This is a genomic window from Adhaeribacter arboris, from assembly GCF_003023845.1.
GTDB classification, from domain to species: Bacteria; Bacteroidota; Bacteroidia; order Cytophagales; family Hymenobacteraceae; genus Adhaeribacter; species Adhaeribacter arboris.
The window spans coordinates 3,700,986-3,722,272 of record NZ_PYFT01000001.1 but is presented as its reverse complement, the minus strand read 5'-3'; the positions used below and the strand labels follow the sequence as shown (position 1 = coordinate 3,722,272).

19 protein-coding genes are annotated in these 21,287 nt (G+C 39.3%); 15 read left to right on the top strand and 4 right to left on the bottom strand.

Annotated elements, in window-relative coordinates; genetic code table 11:
* Positions 1–109 precede the first annotated feature (109 nt).
* The 3 genes from AHMF7605_RS15460 (at position 110) to AHMF7605_RS15450 (ending at position 3,211) form a co-directional block, all read left to right on the top strand.
* On the top strand, positions 110–2,320 hold the full coding sequence (locus AHMF7605_RS15460) for a prolyl oligopeptidase family serine peptidase (protein WP_106930808.1): 2,211 nt from the start codon (positions 110–112) through the stop codon (positions 2,318–2,320).
* 77 nt (positions 2,321–2,397) lie between these two features.
* A complete protein-coding gene (locus tag AHMF7605_RS15455; RefSeq protein WP_106930806.1) occupies positions 2,398–2,577 on the top strand; it encodes a hypothetical protein in 180 nt (59 codons plus the stop codon).
* Positions 2,578–2,728: 151 nt separating this feature from the next.
* A complete protein-coding gene (locus AHMF7605_RS15450; RefSeq protein ID WP_106930804.1) occupies positions 2,729–3,211 on the top strand; it encodes a GNAT family N-acetyltransferase in 483 nt (160 codons plus the stop codon).
* Positions 3,212–3,400: 189 nt separating this feature from the next.
* Here AHMF7605_RS15450 and AHMF7605_RS15445 read toward each other — a convergent pair whose 3' ends face one another.
* The 3 genes from AHMF7605_RS15445 to AHMF7605_RS15435 all read right to left on the bottom strand — a co-directional run bounded on the left by AHMF7605_RS15445 (position 3,401) and on the right by AHMF7605_RS15435 (position 7,157).
* A complete protein-coding gene (locus tag AHMF7605_RS15445) occupies positions 3,401–3,712 on the bottom strand; it encodes a DUF4286 family protein (protein WP_106930802.1) in 312 nt (103 codons plus the stop codon).
* A gap of 545 nt (positions 3,713–4,257) precedes the next feature.
* Positions 4,258–6,684: a TonB-dependent receptor gene (locus tag AHMF7605_RS15440; RefSeq protein WP_106930800.1), complete on the bottom strand. Its 2,427-nt coding sequence runs from the start codon at positions 6,682–6,684 to the stop codon at positions 4,258–4,260.
* Positions 6,685–6,815: 131 nt separating this feature from the next.
* On the bottom strand, positions 6,816–7,157 hold the full coding sequence (locus AHMF7605_RS15435; protein ID WP_106930798.1) for a hypothetical protein: 342 nt from the start codon (positions 7,155–7,157) through the stop codon (positions 6,816–6,818).
* A 364-nt stretch (positions 7,158–7,521) separates the two neighbouring features.
* On the opposite strand from AHMF7605_RS15435, the gene AHMF7605_RS15430 reads away from it, so the two are divergent.
* Positions 7,522–8,442 carry a toxin-antitoxin system YwqK family antitoxin gene (locus tag AHMF7605_RS15430; protein WP_146153597.1) on the top strand — a complete coding sequence of 307 codons (921 nt, stop codon included), beginning with the start codon at positions 7,522–7,524 and terminating at the stop codon, positions 8,440–8,442.
* A gap of 157 nt (positions 8,443–8,599) precedes the next feature.
* Here AHMF7605_RS15430 and AHMF7605_RS15425 read toward each other — a convergent pair whose 3' ends face one another.
* Positions 8,600–8,956 carry a YraN family protein gene (locus AHMF7605_RS15425; protein WP_106930794.1) on the bottom strand — a complete coding sequence of 119 codons (357 nt, stop codon included), beginning with the start codon at positions 8,954–8,956 and terminating at the stop codon, positions 8,600–8,602.
* Between the two features lie 130 nt (positions 8,957–9,086).
* Between AHMF7605_RS15425 and pgi the strand changes: the two genes are divergently transcribed.
* From pgi to porN, 11 genes are all read left to right on the top strand, one after another.
* Positions 9,087–10,754 (top strand): glucose-6-phosphate isomerase, encoded by a 1,668-nt coding sequence (gene pgi / locus AHMF7605_RS15420; RefSeq protein WP_106930792.1) that lies wholly within the window; start codon positions 9,087–9,089, stop codon positions 10,752–10,754.
* Between the two features lie 263 nt (positions 10,755–11,017).
* On the top strand, positions 11,018–11,752 hold the full coding sequence (gene lipB / locus AHMF7605_RS15415) for a lipoyl(octanoyl) transferase LipB (RefSeq protein ID WP_106930790.1): 735 nt from the start codon (positions 11,018–11,020) through the stop codon (positions 11,750–11,752).
* On the top strand, positions 11,730–12,134 hold the full coding sequence (locus AHMF7605_RS15410) for a hypothetical protein (RefSeq protein ID WP_106930788.1): 405 nt from the start codon (positions 11,730–11,732) through the stop codon (positions 12,132–12,134). The genes lipB and AHMF7605_RS15410 overlap by 23 nt, the downstream gene beginning before the upstream one ends.
* Before the next feature lie 144 nt (positions 12,135–12,278).
* Positions 12,279–13,301 carry an MraY family glycosyltransferase gene (locus AHMF7605_RS15405; protein WP_106930786.1) on the top strand — a complete coding sequence of 341 codons (1,023 nt, stop codon included), beginning with the start codon at positions 12,279–12,281 and terminating at the stop codon, positions 13,299–13,301.
* The gene (locus AHMF7605_RS15400; protein WP_233219138.1) at positions 13,261–14,484 is read left to right on the top strand and encodes a DUF4271 domain-containing protein; all 1,224 of its coding nucleotides are present in this window, start codon (positions 13,261–13,263) and stop codon (positions 14,482–14,484) included. The genes AHMF7605_RS15405 and AHMF7605_RS15400 overlap by 41 nt, the downstream gene beginning before the upstream one ends.
* A gap of 56 nt (positions 14,485–14,540) precedes the next feature.
* Positions 14,541–15,332: a uroporphyrinogen-III synthase gene (locus tag AHMF7605_RS15395; protein WP_106930784.1), complete on the top strand. Its 792-nt coding sequence runs from the start codon at positions 14,541–14,543 to the stop codon at positions 15,330–15,332.
* A 165-nt stretch (positions 15,333–15,497) separates the two neighbouring features.
* On the top strand, positions 15,498–16,460 hold the full coding sequence (locus tag AHMF7605_RS15390; RefSeq protein ID WP_106930782.1) for a PorP/SprF family type IX secretion system membrane protein: 963 nt from the start codon (positions 15,498–15,500) through the stop codon (positions 16,458–16,460).
* Positions 16,461–16,685: 225 nt separating this feature from the next.
* Positions 16,686–17,699 (top strand): T9SS ring complex lipoprotein PorK/GldK, encoded by a 1,014-nt coding sequence (gene porK / locus AHMF7605_RS15385; RefSeq protein WP_106930780.1) that lies wholly within the window; start codon positions 16,686–16,688, stop codon positions 17,697–17,699.
* 94 nt (positions 17,700–17,793) lie between these two features.
* Entirely contained in the window at positions 17,794–18,585 is a 792-nt protein-coding gene (porL, locus tag AHMF7605_RS15380; protein WP_106930778.1) for a type IX secretion system motor protein PorL/GldL, read from the top strand.
* Between the two features lie 68 nt (positions 18,586–18,653).
* Positions 18,654–20,240: a type IX secretion system motor protein PorM/GldM gene (gene porM, locus AHMF7605_RS15375; protein WP_106930776.1), complete on the top strand. Its 1,587-nt coding sequence runs from the start codon at positions 18,654–18,656 to the stop codon at positions 20,238–20,240.
* Positions 20,241–20,250: 10 nt separating this feature from the next.
* Positions 20,251–21,279 (top strand): type IX secretion system ring subunit PorN/GldN, encoded by a 1,029-nt coding sequence (gene porN, locus AHMF7605_RS15370; RefSeq protein WP_106930774.1) that lies wholly within the window; start codon positions 20,251–20,253, stop codon positions 21,277–21,279.
* Positions 21,280–21,287: the final 8 nt, after the last annotated feature.

Here is a 21,287-nt window from a genome sequence, read left to right as displayed (position 1 = left end):
ACGTAATAAAAGTAATGCGGTAATTTATGCTGGTAAATCAAGGGTGGCCATTACTAATTCTTTTGATTTTTCGTTACCTTAAAGTAGTCGTATTTTCGATTGGCGTAATATGAATAAAATAACCTTAATGGTAATTGCTAGCGGACTTAGCTTGCTGATTGCCTGTAAATCTTCCGAAAATAATAACCAAAATATAAAAACCGAAATGGTTACTGAAACTCCCGTGCAGGAAATTGGTGAGCCCATGCGCAAATTAAGCTTTCCGCATACCGTTTCCGCTAAAGTAAATCAGGTAGATATGTATCATGGTACAACAGTAGCGGATCCGTACCGGTGGCTGGAAAACGATACGGCGAAAGTGGTAAAAGAATGGGTAGAAGCCCAAAACGAACTTACTTTTGGGTACTTAGCTAAAATCCCGTTCCGGCAGAAAATTAAACAACGATTAACTAAAATCTGGAATTACCCGAGGTTTGAGGCTCCGTTTAAAGAAGGAGGTAAATATTATTTCTTTAAGAATAACGGCTTACAAAATCAGAAAGTACTCTACGTGCAGGAAGGTCTGAAAGGCATCCCCACTGTTTTTCTGGACCCCAATAAATTTTCTGAAGATGGTACCACGGCCATCAGCGCCATAAGTTTTTCGGCTAACGGGGATTACATGGCCTACGGAACTTCGGGCGGCGGTTCTGACTGGAATACCTTTTACGTAATGGAAACCGCTACCCGCAAAAAGCTTGATGATTCTTTGCAATGGATTAAGTTTTCGGATGCTGCTTGGTTTAAAGATGGCTTTTTTTATAGCCGTTACGACGAGCCAAAAACGGGTTCTAAAATGGCCAATAAAAACGAAAACCAAAAAGTGTACTACCATAAAGTAGGTACGCCGCAAGCCGAGGACCTGTTAATTTACGAAGATAAAGGACATTCCAACCGTACATTTTTTGCTCAGACTACCGAAGATGAACGATTTTTAATAATGAGTGTCTCCGAAGGGGCCAGTTCTTTTAATTCCTTATTTTACAAAGACCTCACGAAAGAAAAAGCCCAAATAGAACCTCTAGTCAATAATTTTGAAGCCGAATATGTTTTAGTAGAAAATTTAGGCGATAAGTTATTGGTACGCACGAATAAAAATGCGCCGCATTATCAGTTAGTACTGATTGATCCGGAGAAACCCCAGCCCGACAACTGGAAAATAGTTATTCCGGAGTCAGAGGATGTAATGGACGAAGTATCACTGGTAAATAATAAATTGTTGGTTACCTACATGCGAAATGCTTCCAGCCATTTATTGGTATACGATACCAAAGGTAAATTACTGAGTCAGGTAAAATTACCTACCTTGGGTACCGTAACCGGCTTTAGAGGCAAGAAAACCGATAAAGATATTTTTTACACTTTTAATTCTTTCACTTATCCCAGTACTATTTACCGCTACACAGTGGCTACCAATAAATCGGAGTTATACCGGAAGCCCCAGGTAGCTGTGCAGATGGATAATTACGAAACCAAACAGATATTTTATACGAGTAAGGATGGTACCAAAATTCCCATGTTTATTGTGCATAAAAAAGGCTTAATCCTAGATGGTAAAAACCCCACGTACTTGTATGCTTACGGCGGATTTAATGTTTCTATCCTGCCTGCCTTTAGCATTTCGCGAATGTTATGGCTCGAAAACAATGGGGTATTGGCTATACCGAATATCCGGGGCGGCGGCGAGTTCGGCGAAGATTGGCACAAAGCCGGTATGACACCCAACAAGCAAAACGTATTCGACGATTTTATCGCAGCAGCGGAATATTTAATTAACGAAAAATATACCAGCCCATCCCGACTAGCTATTGCCGGGGGCTCAAATGGAGGTTTACTGGTGGGAGCCGTTAGTAATCAACGTCCGGAATTATTTAAAGTAGCCATACCGGCGGTTGGGGTTATGGATATGCTGCGGTTTCATAAATTTACCATTGGCTGGGCTTGGGTAGAAGAGTATGGCTCCAGCGACAACCCCGAACAGTTTAAAAACTTACTAGCTATCTCGCCGCTGCATAACATTAAAGAAGGAGTGAGTTATCCGGCTACGCTGGTTACTACCGCCGACCACGACGACCGGGTAGTGCCGGCGCACTCTTTTAAATACATGGCTACGCTGCAAGAGAAAGGTGCCGGCCCCAATCCGTACTTAATTCGGGTAGATGTGAATGCGGGTCACGGTGCGGGTAAAGCTACGTCTTTGCTCATAAACGAAGCCGCCGATACTTGGTCGTTTATTTATTATAATATGGGGATAAATCCGTATTCAGGTAAAAAGGTGTAAATTTTCTAATATTTATTTGCGCATTATTTATTTTTTATTAACTTACCTATATATTTAGGTAAGTTAAATTTGCGCCTATGAAACTCACCGCTACTCTGGTAAATGTATTCGCTGGCCTGCTGGTGGTAGGTGGCATTTTTATGCGGATATATAACTTGCCCGATGATCAAATAAGTTTAACCGTATCCTTATTTGGAGTACTTATTTATATACTAGCCGCACCGGAGCATTCATCTGTTTACCGCCGGAAATGGTAGCAGTGAAATTTCAATAACATTGTAGTCCCTATTAAAAAGATGTGCCTGATGAAAAATGGCTTTTGGCACTAGCACCTCCACCTCTTAGTTCATTATTTTTCTTATTCGAGCTAAAAATTTAACTTGCCGCTTCGAACGAATTTTCTTTTTAATGAATATTTCCATCCGTCGGGGTACTCCAGCCGATTTGCCGCAGGTTTATGCTTTAATTCAAGAGTTAGCCGTTTATGAGAAAGCTCCCCATGAAGTAACCAATACCCTTGCGGACATGCAGGAAGATGGTTTTGGGTCTAATCCTGTATTTGAATTTATTGTGGCAGAAGCTAATGATACAGTAATTGGCCTTTGTTTATATTACATGGCGTATTCTACCTGGAAAGGCCGGATGTTATACCTAGAAGATTTAGTGATAACCGAGGCTTACCGCCGCTACGGAGTAGGTAAAAAGTTGTTCGACGCTTTTGCTCGCCGGGCTTTAGAACTTAAAGTAAAACGTTTGAAATGGCAGGTACTGGAATGGAATGAACCGGCTATTCGATTCTACCGCAAACTAAACGCTAATCTCGATAGTGAATGGATTAACTGCAACATGACCGCTGAACAAATAGCGGCCTATATAGCCGGTGATGGTTAAATTGTTGAATAGCTAGATTATTAATGCTTTCATCTCAACCGGCAGTTAATATAGATAAACCTGATGAAATTAAAGTTAATATTTCAGGTGAAGTAAAAGCTTCCTTAGATTATTGAAAGCTTTTACTTCAACCAATACTCTAAGTTACAATAACAATATAATATTAAAATTATTTAACAATCCAATCATTCAACAATCCATTATTTCCAGAATAGAATGAAACGTAACATATTTATTCAGGTAGCGGGCGTGGTGTTTCTCTTGCAACTCTGTTTCAAAATCACGTTGAAATTCTTCTAAATCGGCCAAGTGGCGGGCAAAGTATTGTACGGCGTAAGTAGTGCCGCCATTATCTTCGTACTCCGTGAGCATTTTACAAATTTGATACTTGATAAAATAAGTGGTAGCCATTACCTCGGGTATATGCACTTCCTTCATCCACGTTAGCCAATCCTCAGCAACAGTGTTATCTATGTTTATGGTTACATTATATAAAATCATACGTAAAAATAATGAATTTACGTTTCATACGTTCGGAAAAATAAAGACAGCTGGCGGCTGATTTTTTATTAGAGAATAAATATATATAAATAATCATTCGGCGTGTGGAGATGTTTATTAAACTGGCGAAAGCTGGTACTCACCGAAAATCTAAATTCAAGAAGATTAAATTGCTTTATATTTGTACATCAAGATAATCGAAAGAGATTGTTTTAAATAAAATAAGGAAAATGATGCTAAATATTTTTAGCTATATCATTAAAGAAAGATTAAAAAGAACCTTAAAACAACTTCTATTATTTTGATTTTTTAAAATTTTGGCCGCTGCAATGTGGTTTTTAAGGCTGAAATTTTCGGGAATTTAAAGAATATTTTGTATCTTTAAAGGACTACTTAAATTGTAACAACAACCAATAAGTATACTATAAAGGAGCAGCCTCTTGGGCTGCTTTTTTATTTTATGACCTTGTAGAGAAACTGTAAGTTCTATTAAGAAGATTTACCCCATCTATAATTCCGTCAAAATTATAGACGGAGTGCAAATACTAACGGTGACTGGTAAAAGTAACGGGAATTACTAAACGGACCCCAAAGTTACGCCCCATATTATACACTCCCCGTCGGCCGGTAGCCTCGTTCAGAGCAGCGTATTTTAACCGACTTAAATGGTTTTGGTAGGCTACGTCAAACAGATTGCTGGCTGTAATATAAAAGGTAGCTAATTTACGCTTACCATTGGTAATATCAGTACCTAAGCCACCATTTACCAGCGAATAAGCAGAAGTTGCGGTTTCAGTGCCAAAGGCGCTGTAAAAACGGTTCTGCCGGAAATTATGTTCTAACTCCAGGCGGGCATATACATTACGAAACAGTTGACCGGCTTTCTTAAAGTTAACACGTATTTCAGACTGCAAACGGGGAGCAGGGATAAAAGGTAGATTACGGGTAGAATCAGGTTGGTTCGCCTGATGGGCGCGTACCAGCGAGAAAGAATTTTCAAAATGTAGCCAATCGAGTGGATGCGGATGTATATCCAGGCTTATCTCGCCACCTACTAGCTGGGCATTACCTTGTACATATTTAAAAGTAGAGGCCAAATCGTTAGGGTCGCCACTGAGCGAGTCGCCGCCTAACTTGCTTTCCAGCTTTTGAGCAAAAATGTATTGTTGCACAGAATTATGAAAGCCGCTTATGTCCAATGTTATATGTTCGGTGTTTACGTTAAGGCCAACATCTACCTGAAAGCTGGTTTCCGGATTTAAGTCAGGATTGCCTACTTCGTAGCGGATAGTACCTTCGTGAATACCGTTAGCCGCTAATTCTGAAATGTTGGGAGCCCGAAAACCCCGGGCAGTATTTACTTTAGCAGATACTTTTTCGGAGAAGGCATAAGTACTACCTATGCTACCGGATATATTAGAGAAACGGGTTTTAAAGCCAGCAAATTTTGTGGTAGTGGCATCAGAGGGGTTAGATACAGGTACGTCTTGTTCGTTTAAATAAAGCGCATCGGCAGTAAGCCAACGTTCGTCCAGGCGCAAGCCGCCGCTTACATTTAAAGCACCAATTGTTTTCCGGGTAAAACCAAATACTCCGGCATCGCGCATCTGGTATTCTGGAATTAAAAATTCAACTCCTTTATTTTTGTTTCGCTGCTGCATGCCGCTTACACCAAAAGTGGTTTCCCAGCCGTGCATCTCGGGTAGGAAATATTTGGCATCGTAGCTAATAGTTTGCAAATCGAAGAATAAAGACTTTTCGCTCTCGTTTAAAATGTTGCCGTATTCTTTGCGTAAATTTTGCTGCCAGTCTACGTTCACGTTTAGTCGCGAAGCACCAATAATAAAATTATTTTGTGAAGCAACCCGACGATGGTTAATGCTTTGTTTTGGAATATCTAAGTGGTATCCTTTAAGGTCGGCTGGTGTAACAGCCTGTTCTGTAAAACTGGTATCAGACGCAGGCACTAATTTTAGGAAATTACCATTGGCATCGCGTTCCCCTTCTACCAAACCAACTTCTTGATTAAATGTACTGAAGTTTAAGTGTGAAAATCCCCAGCTTTTATTCAAGCCAATGTAACCGCTAGCATTTAATTCGTTAAAGCCGGAGTTATATACGGGTCCATCGTAACGGTTGCGGTAATTTCCGGCCTGCTTGCTACTTAAACGAGCCTGCCAGTTAAAGCCATTTATATTACCCGCGTTAAATAAAGAATAAGCCTGCAATCGATTGTTAGTCTGATAACCAGCACTTACACTGCCTACTATACGGCCATCTTCTACAGGATCGGCAGCCAGAAAGTTAATCACCCCAGCCATGGCATCGGAGCCGTACATAATGCTGCCCGGCCCTTTTACAATCTCGGCCCGGTCCACGGATGCTTCGTCGATTTCAATGCCGTGTTCATCGCCCCATTGTTGCCCTTCTTGCCGCATGCCATTGTTAAGCGTTACAACGCGGTTGGCGCTTAGTCCCCGGATTACCGGTTTGGAAATAGCTGCTCCCGTAGAAATTTGAGAAATGCCGGGGGCATGCGCAATAGCATCAATAATATTACTGGTGGAGCGCTGCCGAAGTTGAGCTGCCTCTATAACGGATGTAGGTACTGGATTACGACGCATTTCCGTGGAAGCTGATACGCCTGTAATAACAACGGTATTTATTTCGGTAGCGGAAGCAGCCAGCGGAAAATCAAGTGTGGTGGCGCCATTAAGGGTAATAGTACGCGCGGCACTTACGTATCCTACATAACTGATTTGCACCAAAAACCGACCACGCGGTAAATTCCTGATTTGAAAACTACCCACCTCATTAGTAGCAGCGCCTTTTCTAAGGTCTGGCAGGTAAACGGTAGCGCCAATTAAAGGCTCCTGAGTAGCCTGGTCCACAACTTTACCGGATAAAGTATTTTGAGCCAGAGCGGGTACTGTTCCTAAAACAAAAAATATATATATAAAGAGCTTTGTCATAAAAGTATGGTAAAATCGACGGTTTGCCCGAAAAAGAGCCTACCGGCAAATGAATTGGACATAATTTATCTTATCAATGAATGAAACTGCTATTAAAAGATAGCAGGCGCGAAGAAGGCAAAATAGATAAATTAAGCTACCGGCGGACCGCGATGGGGCTGTGTATTGGGGAAGGTAAACTTCCATACAGAAGCAAATGCTACCCGGTAAGTTATGGGTAAGGAAACTATTTGCACCCGCAAAGGAGTTTGGGTGAAATAAAAAGAAGTGTTAAATAAATGCTCCGTAGGGCAATGCGTATGTTTTTGCTCTAGTTTTACCGCGTTGGTTTTAGCGGTTTGCTTATGAATAGTATGCTGATGCGCGTGCAAGGCCAGAATTAACTCGTCGGGGATCATGATCCGGCAGAAGAGCAGGAGCATAAAGTAAACGGTAATTTTGCGGAACGGACTCACAATAACAGTAGTTAACACGACAAAGTTACATGCATTTAGAATAATTTAATCTGTTTTAACGGAATATTAATCTATCAATTAGGCTGGATAAAATAATTACATTTCGGATATTTAGTAATTTACAAGGAAATAAAAGTTCTTTACTGAGAAATTAAATAATTATAAAGGAGAACAGGTACAATTTGTTTTAGTAAATAATGCCTTATCTACTATACGATACGAATAGAATTTAAGTGTTGGCGGATAAGAAATTAAATGTTAGAATCGTTAAAAAAGAAATTCTGTTTAAGTTAATGCGGTCTTTCCTCCAAAGTAATATGGGTTTAAAATTTGTGATTATTGTTTTCTGATGGAGAAGTCTTCTTTATCTAGCTATTTACTAATGCGCCGATTTAAATTATGTCTGGGATTAGTAGGTCTGTTTTTAATAATAGAAACTACTAGTTGCAGCAAACGCAATTATAACGTAGATGCCGAAACGGCACCTTTAGCAGCTCCTAAAACTGGTTTATTTAAAAGAAAAATAATGGAACCAGTAACTACCGCGGCTATTGATACGACTAGCCCTTCCTTGGCTACTACTCCTGTTCCGGATACAGTACAACTAGGCACCAAAAAGCGCAAGAAACACAAACGGAAAAAAAATGAATTTCTGGGTTATCCTGTTCGCAGAGGATATGTAAAATCCGGTAAAGGAAATAGAGCGACGGTAGAAAAGTTTTCGTATCTGAAGGAGTATATCGAACCAAGTGTATACGCTCCAGCCAAATACTATTACGATACCAAACGTCACCGCATTTTCAAAGCGCGTACCATCGACCCAAAAAGAGCCCGTATTGTGCATGGACCTTACAAGAAAATGGTAGGAGGGAAGGTAGTAGCCGAAGGTTATTTTTACATTGGTACCCGGCATTTGCGTTGGGAGTCGTACAACAAAGATGGTATTCTGCTAAGTAAATCGCATTTCGAGAAAGGTTTTCCGCGCGATGCCGTTATTAATTACTACGATGCCGGCCAGAAGAAAATGAAGGAAGTAATTCCTTACGTAAATAATAAGGTGGAAGGCGATTACGTAATGTTTCACCAAAATGGCTTATTAGCTTGGGAAGGTCAGTACGAGAAAGGCAAAAAAGTAGGCATTTGGATAGAATTTTATGATTTCCGGAACCGGAAACATTTTGAATACCAGTATCCCGAGTCAGCCGATGATGAGCCATTTGAAGCGTATGTAATTAAAGAATACGATCGGCACGGCACTGTTATCTACGAAAAAGGCAAGTTCGATAAACGGCCGAAAATGTAGGTTAGTCGATAGACCATAGACCACGGTCCACAGTTGATAGTTTTTAGTTAATAGTTAGAAAGTTATTAGATTAATTCTTATTTGTAAGTTGCCAGTTTTAAGATTTCTATTTACCTGATAGTCTGTGGACTGTGGTCTATGGTCTAATGACTATCGACTAATGAAATGCATCCTCAATATGATGAATTTGAAAAGGTGCGGGCGGGCAGCCACTGATAGCAATAATATCAAACCGAATCTCGTATTGCCAGTTTAGTTGGTGAATAAATTCTTCGGCAGCCAATAAAAACAAATCTATTTTCTTTTGGGTGATAGCTTCTTCCGGGAAACCATGGTGGTTGCTCGTACGCGTTTTAACTTCCACAAATAGTAACAGGGTTGCTTTTTGAGCAATAATATCAATTTCGGCCCGTCGGTAACGATAATTTTGAGCCAAAATAGTAAAGCCTTGTTCTATTAAATAAGTAGCGGCCATTTTTTCGCCGGTTTCGCCGGTACGGTTATGTTCTGCCATGTACGCTCGCTTGCTTCAGAAATCTTATCTTTTAACAGAAATTAAATAATAAATACTAATATTTTAATTTTTCCTAACCTTTCTTTTAGCGAATGTTATTAATTTCGCCCAAGGTCAAACTATAAACGTTATGCTACAGAACATTAATCCGGTTACCACTAATGCTTGGAGAAAACTAGAGCAGCACTACACTATCATGAAAGATAATCACATGATAGATATGTTTGCCGTAGATCCCAGTCGTTTTTCTAAATTCTCGTTACAATTTGAAGAAATATTATTTGATTTTTCAAAAAATATTATCAATGATCAGACATTAGAAACGTTATTGGAGTTAGCCAACGAGGCACAGTTAAAAGATGCTATTGAGCAAATGTTTAGCGGCGATAAAATAAATCTGCGCGAGAACCGCGCGGTACTGCACATCGCTTTGCGTAACCGTTCGAACGAGCCGATTTACGAAGATGGCGAAGATGTAATGCCCGAAATAAATCATGTACTGGAGCAAATAAAAATCTTTTCAGATAAAGTAATCTCCGGTCAGTGGTTAGGTTACACGGGTAAACCCATTACGCATATAGTAAACATTGGTATTGGCGGTTCTGATTTAGGTCCTTACATGGTAACAGAAGCACTTAAGCCTTATCAGAAGCCCCATTTGCAAGTGCATTTTGTCTCGAACATAGATGGAACGCACATAGTGGAAACACTGAAGCAAGTAGACTCGGAAACTACCCTATTCATGATTGCTTCTAAAACCTTTACCACTCAAGAAACGATGACGAATGCCGAAACTGCTAAAAGCTGGTTTTTAGAGCATGCGCCTAGTGCCGCTGAAGTAGCCAAACATTTTGTGGCTATTTCTACTAACCTGAAAGCCGTTAAAGAGTTTGGGATAGCCGAAGAAAATATGTTTGTTTTCTGGGATTGGGTAGGAGGACGTTACTCGCTTTGGTCGTCTATTGGTTTATCTATTGCCTGTGCCATTGGTTACGAAAATTACATTCAATTACTGGAAGGTGCCCACACCATGGACAAGCATTTCCGGATGACGCATTTTGAGAAAAACATTCCGGTACTGCTAGCCTTAATTAGCATTTGGTATATTAACTTTTTTGGGGCTCAAACCGAAGCAATTTTACCTTACGATCAATACATGCACCGCTTTCCGGCCTATTTTCAGCAGGGAAACATGGAAAGCAATGGTAAGTCCGTTGACCGTAATGGCGACCGGGTAACTTACCAAACCGGACCGGTTATCTGGGGAGAACCTGGTACAAACGGGCAACATGCTTTTTATCAACTTATTCACCAAGGCACCCAAATTATTCCCTGCGATTTTTTAGCTCCGGCTATTAGCCACAATCCTACCGGCGATCATCACGTGAAATTGTTATCTAACTTCTTTGCGCAAACAGAGGCCTTAATGAATGGCAAAACCTTGCAGGAAGTAATAGAAGAGTTAAAAAATGAAGGCTTAAATGAGGATGAAATAAAAGAATTAGCACCGGTAAAGGTATTTTCAGGCAATAAACCAACAAATTCTATCTTATTTAAGATACTTGATCCACGTACGCTGGGTAGTTTAATTGCTATGTACGAGCATAAAATATTTGTGCAAGGCGTTATCTGGAATATATTTAGTTTTGATCAGTGGGGCGTGGAATTAGGTAAACAACTGGCAAAAAAGGTTCTGCCGGAATTACAAAATACCGAAGAGGTTACCTCGCACGATAGTTCTACCAATGGCCTTATAAACGCTTATAAAAACATGTGCAATCAATTTTTCGAAAGCTGATTGTAGATGAAGCTATAGTTTAAAACTGGTAGAAGAAGCTTGCATCAATCCAGAAAATAAACTTTTAAGTAATGGTGAATTGTTAAATACCAGAAGGATGGTAGCTATTAGTAAAAACTACTATTCTCATTCTGGTGCAGATAGTATTGTTATAAACGAATATTCTTAGTTAATCTGAGGTTAAATAGTTAGTTGCAATTTTCAGGAATTTTGAAACAAGCTAATTGAATTGCATTACTTATTAATAATCTGGTAAACCTGTGATGAATAAAGAAGTTGCGCTAATTTCGTTGGGCACTATTGATTACCAGCAAGCCTGGGATTATCAGGAAAGATTATTTGCCGATACAATTGCTATTAAAACAGCTAACCGGAACCTTGCGCCATCGGAACACCGAACCACTCCCAATTACTTACTATTGTGTCAGCACCCGCATGTATATACTTTAGGTAAAAGCGGGAAAGAGAGCCACCTGTTGCTTAATGAGCAAGGTTTATACGATTATCAGGCACAGTTTTACAAAATAAACCGGGGCGGTGATATAACATATCATGGACCGGGACAATTAGTAGCTTATCCCATTCTGGATCTAGATAATTTTTTTACGGATATTCATCAATACCTGCGGTTTTTAGAGGAAGCTGTTATTTTAACTTTAAAAGATTTTGGCATTGTGGCCGGCCGGATTGCCGGATTAACCGGCGTGTGGCTTGATTTTGAAAAACAGAAAAATTCCCGAAAAATATGCGCTATGGGAGTTAAGTGTAGCCGATGGGTAACCATGCATGGTTTAGCCTTAAACGTAAATACCGATTTAAGTTATTTTAATCATATTATACCTTGCGGTATCCCGGATAAAGCAGTTACCTCTATGCAGCAGGAACTGGGTAGAACAGTTTCAATAGCGGAAGTAGAGGAAAAACTGGTGTTCTATTTTGCACAACTTTTTGGGGCCACCTGCCATATATTGTCTCATGAGAGAAGATATCAATTTTGATCCGGTAGAAGGAGTTTCCATCGCCGTTGTTAATGAACCAAACGAAATAAATGTACCGGTTTGGAACGTTTATCTGATAAATCAGAACAATGTTTACCTCGACAATGTATTAGTTTCTTCAAAGGGCTACGGGGAGTATAAAGGCGAAGAAATAAAAACTTCTATTCTTCGGCATATGTTTGAACAAATACAACCGAAAAGCTACGCCAAGATTGAGCCTATTGATCCTGCCATTTTTCATATTTATAATGAATACTGGGTCAGTTACTACATCGGCCGAAAGATTTACGATAAAAAATTCGTTTTTGTACCAGACTCTATCGTGGAAGATAATCTTATCTATATACCTCTACTCGGCCGAAAGGGAGTTTTACATAGTTAATTTAATGCCTTAACTAATAGCAGGTAATAAAAGGATAGTTTTGAATGCTGTTAGCCTGATTTTTGTATAATTTAACTAACTTTTACCGCAAACTTTAAGATTAAATATTCTAAAAGTAATAATATTACTTTTTGCAAACACTTTATGATCCCATTGTTGCTTTCTTTTAGTTGGTCGTTTCTGATTGCTTTATTTGCCGTTCCTTCTATTATTTATGTCGCGCATTTAAAGAATATTCTGGATCAACCCAATCTTCGGACCGTACACGAATCTTTAACTCCTCGTTTGGGTGGTTTAGCGGTATTTGCCGGTTTTATGTCGGCTTTAACTATATTCGGAGATTTGAGCAATGGTGTACAGCAACTCTTAGCTGGTTGTATAATCCTTTTCTTTATTGGCTTAAAAGATGACTTAGTAACTATCTCACCTTTTAAAAAATTTGCAGTACAATTACTGGCCAGTGGTATTGTAATGGTAATGGCTGATATCCGGATTACCAGTTTCCAGGGTATATTTAGCATTGATGTGTTGCCGATAGGAGTTAGCTTCGCTTTTACTTTTGTAATGATTGTAGGAATTACCAACGCCATTAATTTAATTGATGGTTTAGATGGATTAGCGGGCACTATTGTATTAATTATAACCAGTACGTTTGGTTGGTTCTTTTTTATGTACAATAGTAATTACGCTTTTGTGGCCGTTTGCCTGATAGGAGGTATTTTAGGATTTCTACGCTATAATTTTCATAAGGCAACCATTTTTATGGGCGATACTGGTTCTCTGCTTTGTGGGTTTATTATATCTGTACTTGCCATTCAATTCATTGAAATGCGAGTCGTAAATTCATCGCCGGCCATTACCTTGGGTATTTTGTTTGTGCCTTTGTTTGATACAGTACGCGTTTTCATTATTCGGATCTCAAAAGGGATATCGCCGTTTTCGCCCGATAAAAATCATATTCACCACCGGTTATTGGCCATGGGATTTCGGCAAATAAATACGGTACTTATTTTAGGTTTCATTAACCTTGCAGTTATCGGTTACGTTGTCCTGCTCGATGAGATGGGTAACTTGTACCTGTTAAGCTCGCTGGTATTTTTTTCGGTTCTGTTAAGTTTTATTTTAGGTGTATATAAAACTAAAAGCCCGGCTCGTATTTCAGCTTAACGGATTACATCAGGCTTTTATTAGCGGGTTAGTATTGTGGATGTTCCTGCAGCCTGGCAATTTACTTGCGCAGGATGGACGAAGTATTAACCTGAAAAACAAAAATCAGTTAACTTCCGACTGGCTGGTTTTTAAACCCAATCAAAATCGTCTTACCCTTTATTTACCCGATTACCACGGACCCGTCAATGCCTTATACCAATGGATAAGCATTCGGCCGGGCCAACCCTTCAGAGTTTCTTTTACCGCTCGCCAGGATTTATGTGTATTTGTGGATAATCAGCTAATATTTACCGCCGATTCGGTTGCCAGTTACGAGTTGGATTTAGCTAAATTAATAGCGAATCCGGATACTCAGCATCGTTATCTATTGTGCATCTGGCATCCACTAGGATTGTTAAATTACCAAACGTTTCGGAATGCTGTACTCACCCCGGAAGAAGCTTCCAACATTCAAATTGATATAAAGCCTGTAAGTGCCGGATTAGCGATCAAACCGAAAAACCTGCCTAATCAAAACGTGTTTATTATTTTTTTGCTCTTAATAGGCTTTATTTACGGTAGCCTGCGCACCAATTACACCGCCGATTTTTACAGTATATTCCGGTTAAATACTTTTTTACGTCGAACAGCTCTGGATGAAGGCTTTCTGGCTAAACCAATTAGTAGTTGGTCGAGCATTTTATTTGTGCTTTCTTTTTCCTTGTCTTTTGCCCTAGTAATTGTTGCTATCCATACTAATGTGCAAAATAATGTGATATTTAATCGCTTGTTTTTAGTTTCTGAAGCGGATATTACCTCTAAGATTTTCTTCTATACTTTTTTGATTTTCATTTTTATTTTGTTGAAGTATATATTTCTGCGGGTGATGGGAGTAATATTTGGCTTAAAGTCATTGGTATTAACGCAATACCGGGAGTTTCTGCGTACCATATTGTTTATGGGTTTATTTTTTCCGGTGATAATGTTGCTCTACTTAGGGCTTAATACAGTTAATTCAAAGGCCGTGTTACTAGTTTCGAATATAGCGGTGGCCAGTATTCTGGTATTTACGGTTTTAAGAATATTTTACACGCTAAATAAAAAAGTCTCTCTTCGTAATCTTCATTTGTTTTCGTACATTTGCGCCACTGAAGTGATACCGCTTATTATACTTATTAAGTTGATTGTTTTTACCTATTAATAAGCTGTTTTTACTACAAACTACCTTAAAATATATTAGCTTAATAGGAGTAATTTATGGCCGAGAGTACAGAAAAGCCGGGTACTGATAAACATTCCATCAAAATTAAAAGTATTTTAGTTACCCAGCCGAAACCAACCAACGATAATTCACCATATTTAACATTAGCCCAAAAATATGGTATTAAGGTTGACTTCCGCGAATTCATTCAAGTAGAACCGGTACCTTATAAAGAATTCCGCAAAGATAAAGTTAATATTCTCGAGCATACTGCTATTATTTTTACTAGTCGCAACGCCGTTGACCATTTCTTTCGGATTTGTGCGGAGAGTAAAATTGAAATGCCCGCCGAAATGAAGTACTTCTGTATTTCTGAGCAAACCGCTTATTATTTGCAGAAATATATAGTTCTCCGTAAACGGAAATTATTTACCGGCGAAAAAACGGCTTCTGATTTATTTGAGGTTATTAAAAAGCATAAAAACGAGAAATTCCTATATCCTTGCTCTAATATCCGCAAAGATGATATCCCGGAGTTTATGCGGGCTAATAATTTTAATTTTACTGAGGCAGTTATTTATAAAACCGTTCCGGCCGATTTATCTGATTTGGCCGAAGTGAAATACGATTGTATTGCCTTTTTTAGTCCATCCGGAATTAGCTCCTTATTTATTAACTTCCCGGATTTTAAGCAAAATAACACTCGCATTGCTGCCTTTGGTCCCACCACAGCGCAGGCTGTTCTGGATGCTAATCTAGAACTAGATATTGTTGCTCCTATGCCTAATGCTCCTTCTATGACGGGAGCGATTGAATTATACATTCAAAAACAAGCCGGTAAAAAATAGCCTTTCTTTAGTAAAAAAACGTACAGTTGAAAATATAAGAAGCGAGCAAAAAATCGTTATGATTTTGTGTTGCTTTGTTTTTGCATTATATTTTTATCTATTTTTGGTTGGATGCTGTAATTTCAAACGGTATCCTGTATACCTGATTTATCTGTAAACCGTACTATGAGGAAATATTTCTACGTTTTAATAATTTTATTTACTGTTCGCATAGGTGCTTTTGCGCAGCAACAACCCCAATTTAGTCATTACAGCTTTAATGGGATGTATCTGAGCCCTGCTTATGCCGGCATTACAGATAAAACAGAAATAAATATGCTTTACCGTTACCAATGGGCCGGATATCAAGCGAGCTTTGATGGAGGTGGAGCGCCTAAAACTGGGTTAGTTTCTATTTCTCTTCCGGTTCGGTTTTTAGGCGGTGGAATAGGACTTTATGCTACTAATGATCGATTGGGGGCAACAGAATCCAGTAGTGCCTCGTTAGCTTATTCAGCACACTTTAAAGCAGGTGCCGGTAAAATTAGTATTGGTATACAAGGAAATTTAACCAACATAAAAAAAGGTAATTATCGACCGAACGATCCGGATGATCCAAGTGTTCCGGAGAACAGTTCAGATAGTAAATATGATATTGGTGCCGGAGTCTGGTATCAGTCGTCAAAATTGTATATTGGCGGAGGGATAAATAATTTGCTGCAATCAAAATTTAAATTCGAAGATAGTGCCCGCAATGAAACAGCCGGTTTTGGTTTGTTTACGGCACGCAATCACGCTTATTTTACAGCGGGATATTACCTCACCGTTTCTCCGTCCGTAACTGTAGTGCCAACAGCTATTATAAAATATGATTTAAATAAGTTGTCGGTAGAAGCAGGAGGTAGAGCTATTTTGAACGAAAAGTACTATGCTGGTGTTGGATATCGACACCAGGAAGCGGTTACTGGTATGGCAGGAATATATTTACTCAGAAATAATGCTTTGCAGTTAGGATACGCCTTTGATTTAACAACTTTTAATCCTGAGGCAAAAGCACTTACTTCGCACGAAATAATTCTTTCGTACTCGATTCCCCGGCCTGCGAATATTATAAAACCAATAATTAAAACTCCAAGGTATAGTTTCTAGGATATATACAAAAAAATCTGAGATTATAAACTTGAATATTAAAAATGTGGTTATCAGTAAGATAAATAAATTAACGTCTTTGTAATAAATACTTTGCTTGTACGTTGAAAAATTGGAGAAATACTAAATAATAGGTATTGTTTTTGATATTTCTCTTCAGTACCTTTGCCAAGTACTAAAATTGTAATAGTTATATTTGATATTACTTCTTTTTTTACCTTCGTTATGAATAAATTTCTAAAATTGTCTTTTATTGCTGTATCAGTAATAGTTTTAGGCGGCTGTGGTATGCGCGGCGGACCTGAAGGAGACGTAATAGGGGTACAAGATCGCCCTGAATTTAATCCGCAGGAAGTTCCTTATGGGATGGTGCCATGCCCAGGTGGAACTTTTCACATGGGGCAAACCGATCAGGATATTGCAGCTACTATGTCTAATTTAAATAAACAAGTAACCATTCGGGGGTTTTACATGGATGAAACCGAGATAACTAACAACGAATATCGCGAATTTGTAAACGCTATCCGGGAAGATTCATTAGATGTATTGGGTGAAGAATTTGTAATGACCCAACTATATCCGGATACGACTGTTTGGATGCGGGATTTTACTTATTCAATGGGCGATCCTATGATGCAGTATTACTATACGCACCCGGCTTTTGATAATTACCCGGTGGTGGGAGTAGATTGGAATGCAGCCAAATATTTTTCTGACTGGCGTACCAAACGTAAAAATGCTTTCTTAGTGGAAGATGGTCAGGCAGCAATGCCCGATTTCCGGTTACCATCCGAAGCAGAATGGGAGTACGCTGCCCGGGGTGGCAGGGATATGGTTACTTATCCGTGGGGTGGTCCTTACTTGCGGAATGCGAAAGGTTGTATGTTAGCTAACTTCAAACCCGGTCGGGGCGACTACTATAGTGATGGTTATTCTTATACCGGACCCGTAGGGCAATATTTTCCGAACGATTTTGGTTTATACGATATGGCAGGTAACGTAGCCGAATGGTGCGCCGATGCTTATTATGATGCTTCGGTACCGGTAGTATGGGATTTAAACCCGGTGTATAATAATGATAATGAACCACGTAAAGTTGTAAGAGGCGGCTCTTGGAAAGATGTTGCTTACTTCCTCGAAACAGGTACTCGAAACTTTGAATTTGAAGATTCTGCCCGCTCTTACATTGGGTTTCGTAACTCCATGATCATGTTAGGGGATCGTCAGCGTACTAAATAATTAATGTATTACCTACAAAATTTATAAAACCACTTATTCAATTTTAAATTAACTAGTTAATTAATCATCCACAAAAACAAATTATCAAAACAAAATGAGTAAAGCTAAAGGTGGCAATTTCCTATTCGATGTGATAATGCCAAAAGTATACGGTATTGGTGCCGCAGTTGTAATTGTAGGAGCTCTTTTTAAGATTCAACACTGGGAAGGAGCGGGCGCAATGCTCACCGTAGGTCTTTTAACCGAGGCCATAATTTTCTTCTTGAGTGCCTTTCAACCACAAAGTCATGATGTAGACTGGACCCGTGTTTATCCGCAATTAGCAGATGATTATACCGGCCCGAAAGCTGCTCTAATTCCTAATGCACCATCTGTTACCGGTGACCTAGATAAAATGTTACGGGATGCTAATGTTACTCCTGCTACTATTAGTACTTTGGGTCAAGGGTTGAACCGTTTAAGCGAAACCACTGCTCAAATGGCTGATTTAAGCGATGCTACTGTTGCCACAAAAGAGTATACAACTAAAGTAAGAACAGCTGCCGGCTCTCTGGAAAAAATTAACGAAGCTTATGCTACTACTGTTGATGCCATTAAGCAAATGACAAGTGCTACTTCTAACACCCGGGAGTACCACGAACAAGTGCAAAACATTACTAAAAATTTAGGCGCCTTAAATGCAGTTTACGAAATGGAATTGCAGGACGCCAATAACCACCTGAAGTCAATGAACAGGTTCTATGGTAGTTTAACCGTAGCCATGCAAAACCTTACGGATGCTTCTAAAGATACGGAACAGTTTAAAAACGAGGTAGGCACCTTAACTAAAAACCTGCATTCTTTAAATAACGTGTATGGTAATATGTTAAATGCTATGCGTTCTTAATGCTGATCCAACTATAAATTTATTTAATCTTAAATTAACAATCCGAAAGAAATAGTTTAATATAAGAAATGGCTGGAGCAAAAGAAACCCCAAGGCAGAAACTTATTGGTATGATGTACTTGGTACTTACAGCGCTATTAGCGTTACAAGTAAGTTCTGCTATCATTTTAAAATTTAAATTTCTGGACGACAGTTTAATGACTGTTAACAACAAAACCAAAGCTGATAACGATGGTGTCCGGAAATCGATTGAAAGCACTGTAGCAAAAGGCGGAAACCGTCCTAATGATAAGAAAGTATTAGACCAAGCATCAAATGTACGGGCTAAAACCACCGAAATCATTAATTATGTAGAAGGTTTACGCACTGAATTAATCAGAAGAGCCGGTGGCACTGATGCCGAGAACAACTACAAAGACCCTAGTGCAGAAGATGCAGTAGCTACTTATATGATTGGTGCTAACAAAGGCAAAGGAAAGGCTTACGAGTTAAAAGACCGGTTGAATAAGTATGCGAATGAGATGCGGGTTTATAACCCCAATATACCACAATTGGCTGTGGATGCAAAAGATGATCCTGTTGCTAAAAGAGACCGGATTCAGCGTAGTAAAGATTTTGCCGAGTTAAATTTTGAAGCAACACCTTTAACCGCTGCTTTAGCCGTTCTGGCTCAAAAAGAAACAGAAATTCTGAAGTATGAAGCTGACGTTTTGCAAGAATTAGCTAGCCGGGTAGGGGCCGATATAATTAAATTTGATAATATTTTTGGGAATTACAGCGCTGCGTCTAACACAGTAGCTGCTGGTACCAAATATTCAGCCGAAATGTTTATTGCAGCTACTTCCAGTGCTATTACGCCGCGTATGTTTTTTGAAGGCCGGCCAGTGAAAGTAGAGAATGGTCGGGGTAAAGTTGAGTTTTTAGCCTCAGCTGGAGCTTACGATAAAGATGGCAATGCCAAGAAAACCTGGAGAGGTCAGATTAAAATGGCTCAGAATGGCCGGGATACTACTTTTAATGTTTCTGGTGAGTATACAGTGGCTAAACCCGTAATGTCTATTCAATCAGCTTCGGTACAAGCTCTTTACTTAAACTGCGGTAATAAATTAGATGTACAGGTGCCCGCTTTAGGCGCTTTGTATGATCCATCTTTCACTGCCTCTGGAGCCCAAGTTTCTAAAGGAACTAAAAAAGGAGAAGTAATGGTTTTACCAACAGCCCGCCAAGTAACCTTAAACGTGAGCAGTGGTGGAGCAGCTATTGGTAACCAAACGTTCCAAGTACGCCCGGTTCCTCGTCCGGATATTGTTTGCTTAGCAAATGGTCGCCCGATTGATGAAAAAAGAGGGTTGCCTGCTCCTGGCCCAAGACAAATCTCAGTAGAAGCAATTGCAGAAGAAAGTTTTAAAAATATGTTACCGCAAGATGCTCGCTTCCGGGTAACGGAATTTGAAGTAACTTTAGCCCGTGGCAGAAACATTGTGGCTGAACAACAATTTAGTAGTAAATCAGCAAATATAACTTCTATGGCAGCTCAGGCCAGACCTGGAGACCGATTAATTGTAACAGTAAAAGATTTAAAACGTGCTAATTACAAAGATCAGTTTGAGGATGTGCCAGTAGGTGCTAAATCATTTGTTATCGCATTGAATTAATTTATAAAATATGAATAAGCTTCTGATATTGGTTTTGAGTGTTGGTATATCAGTGAGTGCCTATGCTCAACAAAAAAAAGCAACAGGTACTTCTACGAAACCTGCTCAAACACAACCTGCGCTTCCAAAAGCTTCTGGTACCGGTACTCCGACTAAAACTAAACCGGCTGCCTCACAGGGAAACCAGCAATCAGCGGCTGGTGGTTCAGCAAATGGGGGAGCAGATCAGCCATCCACTACTGTAACAAGTGGTAATGCTTCCGCCAGGCCAATACCAGAAACGGATTTAATGTATAAAAAAGTAGTTTGGCGGGGCCTGGATTTACGCGAAAAGCAAAATAAACCAATGTTTTCGGTGAATAAAGAAATTACTAAGGTAATTATTGATGCCGTAAAGCGTGGGGAATTAGTGCCTTATAAAAATGACTCGTTAACTACTCCTTTGTCTGGTAATGATTTTAGTGTTAAATTAACGAAGCCGGATGAAAGTGGCGATGCCATGTCGGAAGAGGAAAAGAAAATATTTGGTAATGCTCCGGCAGCGGAAGAAGATGATGTTTTCGCTAAATTAAATAACAAAGGTAAAAAAGGAGCAGCTGCCGCTGCTCCAGCAGCCAATTTGAATGAATTTTTTCCGAAAGAGCTTTATCAGCTTGAAATGAAAGAAAACATTGTTTTTGATAAGAAACGCTCTCGTATGTATTACGACATTCAGGCTATTACTTTGGTAATACCGGTTAAATACTCTATCAAAGGGGTAGAAGAGCGAATTGCTTCTTTCAAGTACAGTGATTTAGTGAAGGTTTTCCGGGCGCATCCCAATGATGCTATCTGGTATAACGAACAGAATGATGCGCAACATAAAAATTTAGCGGATGCTTTTGATTTAAGGTTATTTAGCTCGTATATCAAGAAAGTGTCAAATGCGACCGATGATGATTTAGCTACAATAAATGAAGGTTCTCAAAAAGGTTTGCTAGCTTCTCAAAAAGCATTAGAAGAACTGATAGAATGGGAATCAAGCTTGTGGAGTTACTAAGTTTTCTA

What these genes read in the sequence shown, in the direction of transcription:
- AHMF7605_RS15460 (WP_106930808.1), top strand. Translation starts at nt 110, where the DNA reads ATGAATAAAATAACCTTAATGGTAATTGCTAGCGGACTTAGCTTGCTG.
- AHMF7605_RS15455 (WP_106930806.1), top strand. Translation starts at nt 2,398, where the DNA reads ATGAAACTCACCGCTACTCTGGTAAATGTATTCGCTGGCCTGCTGGTG.
- AHMF7605_RS15450 (WP_106930804.1), top strand. Translation starts at nt 2,729, where the DNA reads ATGAATATTTCCATCCGTCGGGGTACTCCAGCCGATTTGCCGCAGGTT.
- AHMF7605_RS15445 (WP_106930802.1), bottom strand. Translation starts at nt 3,712, where the DNA reads ATGATTTTATATAATGTAACCATAAACATAGATAACACTGTTGCTGAG.
- AHMF7605_RS15440 (WP_106930800.1), bottom strand. Translation starts at nt 6,684, where the DNA reads ATGACAAAGCTCTTTATATATATATTTTTTGTTTTAGGAACAGTACCC.
- AHMF7605_RS15430 (WP_146153597.1), top strand. Translation starts at nt 7,522, where the DNA reads ATGCGCCGATTTAAATTATGTCTGGGATTAGTAGGTCTGTTTTTAATA.
- AHMF7605_RS15425 (WP_106930794.1), bottom strand. Translation starts at nt 8,956, where the DNA reads ATGGCAGAACATAACCGTACCGGCGAAACCGGCGAAAAAATGGCCGCT.
- pgi (WP_106930792.1), top strand. Translation starts at nt 9,087, where the DNA reads ATGCTACAGAACATTAATCCGGTTACCACTAATGCTTGGAGAAAACTA.
- lipB (WP_106930790.1), top strand. Translation starts at nt 11,018, where the DNA reads ATGAATAAAGAAGTTGCGCTAATTTCGTTGGGCACTATTGATTACCAG.
- AHMF7605_RS15410 (WP_106930788.1), top strand. Translation starts at nt 11,730, where the DNA reads ATGAGAGAAGATATCAATTTTGATCCGGTAGAAGGAGTTTCCATCGCC.
- AHMF7605_RS15405 (WP_106930786.1), top strand. Translation starts at nt 12,279, where the DNA reads ATGATCCCATTGTTGCTTTCTTTTAGTTGGTCGTTTCTGATTGCTTTA.
- AHMF7605_RS15395 (WP_106930784.1), top strand. Translation starts at nt 14,541, where the DNA reads ATGGCCGAGAGTACAGAAAAGCCGGGTACTGATAAACATTCCATCAAA.
- AHMF7605_RS15390 (WP_106930782.1), top strand. Translation starts at nt 15,498, where the DNA reads ATGAGGAAATATTTCTACGTTTTAATAATTTTATTTACTGTTCGCATA.
- porK (WP_106930780.1), top strand. Translation starts at nt 16,686, where the DNA reads ATGAATAAATTTCTAAAATTGTCTTTTATTGCTGTATCAGTAATAGTT.
- porL (WP_106930778.1), top strand. Translation starts at nt 17,794, where the DNA reads ATGAGTAAAGCTAAAGGTGGCAATTTCCTATTCGATGTGATAATGCCA.
- porM (WP_106930776.1), top strand. Translation starts at nt 18,654, where the DNA reads ATGGCTGGAGCAAAAGAAACCCCAAGGCAGAAACTTATTGGTATGATG.
- porN (WP_106930774.1), top strand. Translation starts at nt 20,251, where the DNA reads ATGAATAAGCTTCTGATATTGGTTTTGAGTGTTGGTATATCAGTGAGT.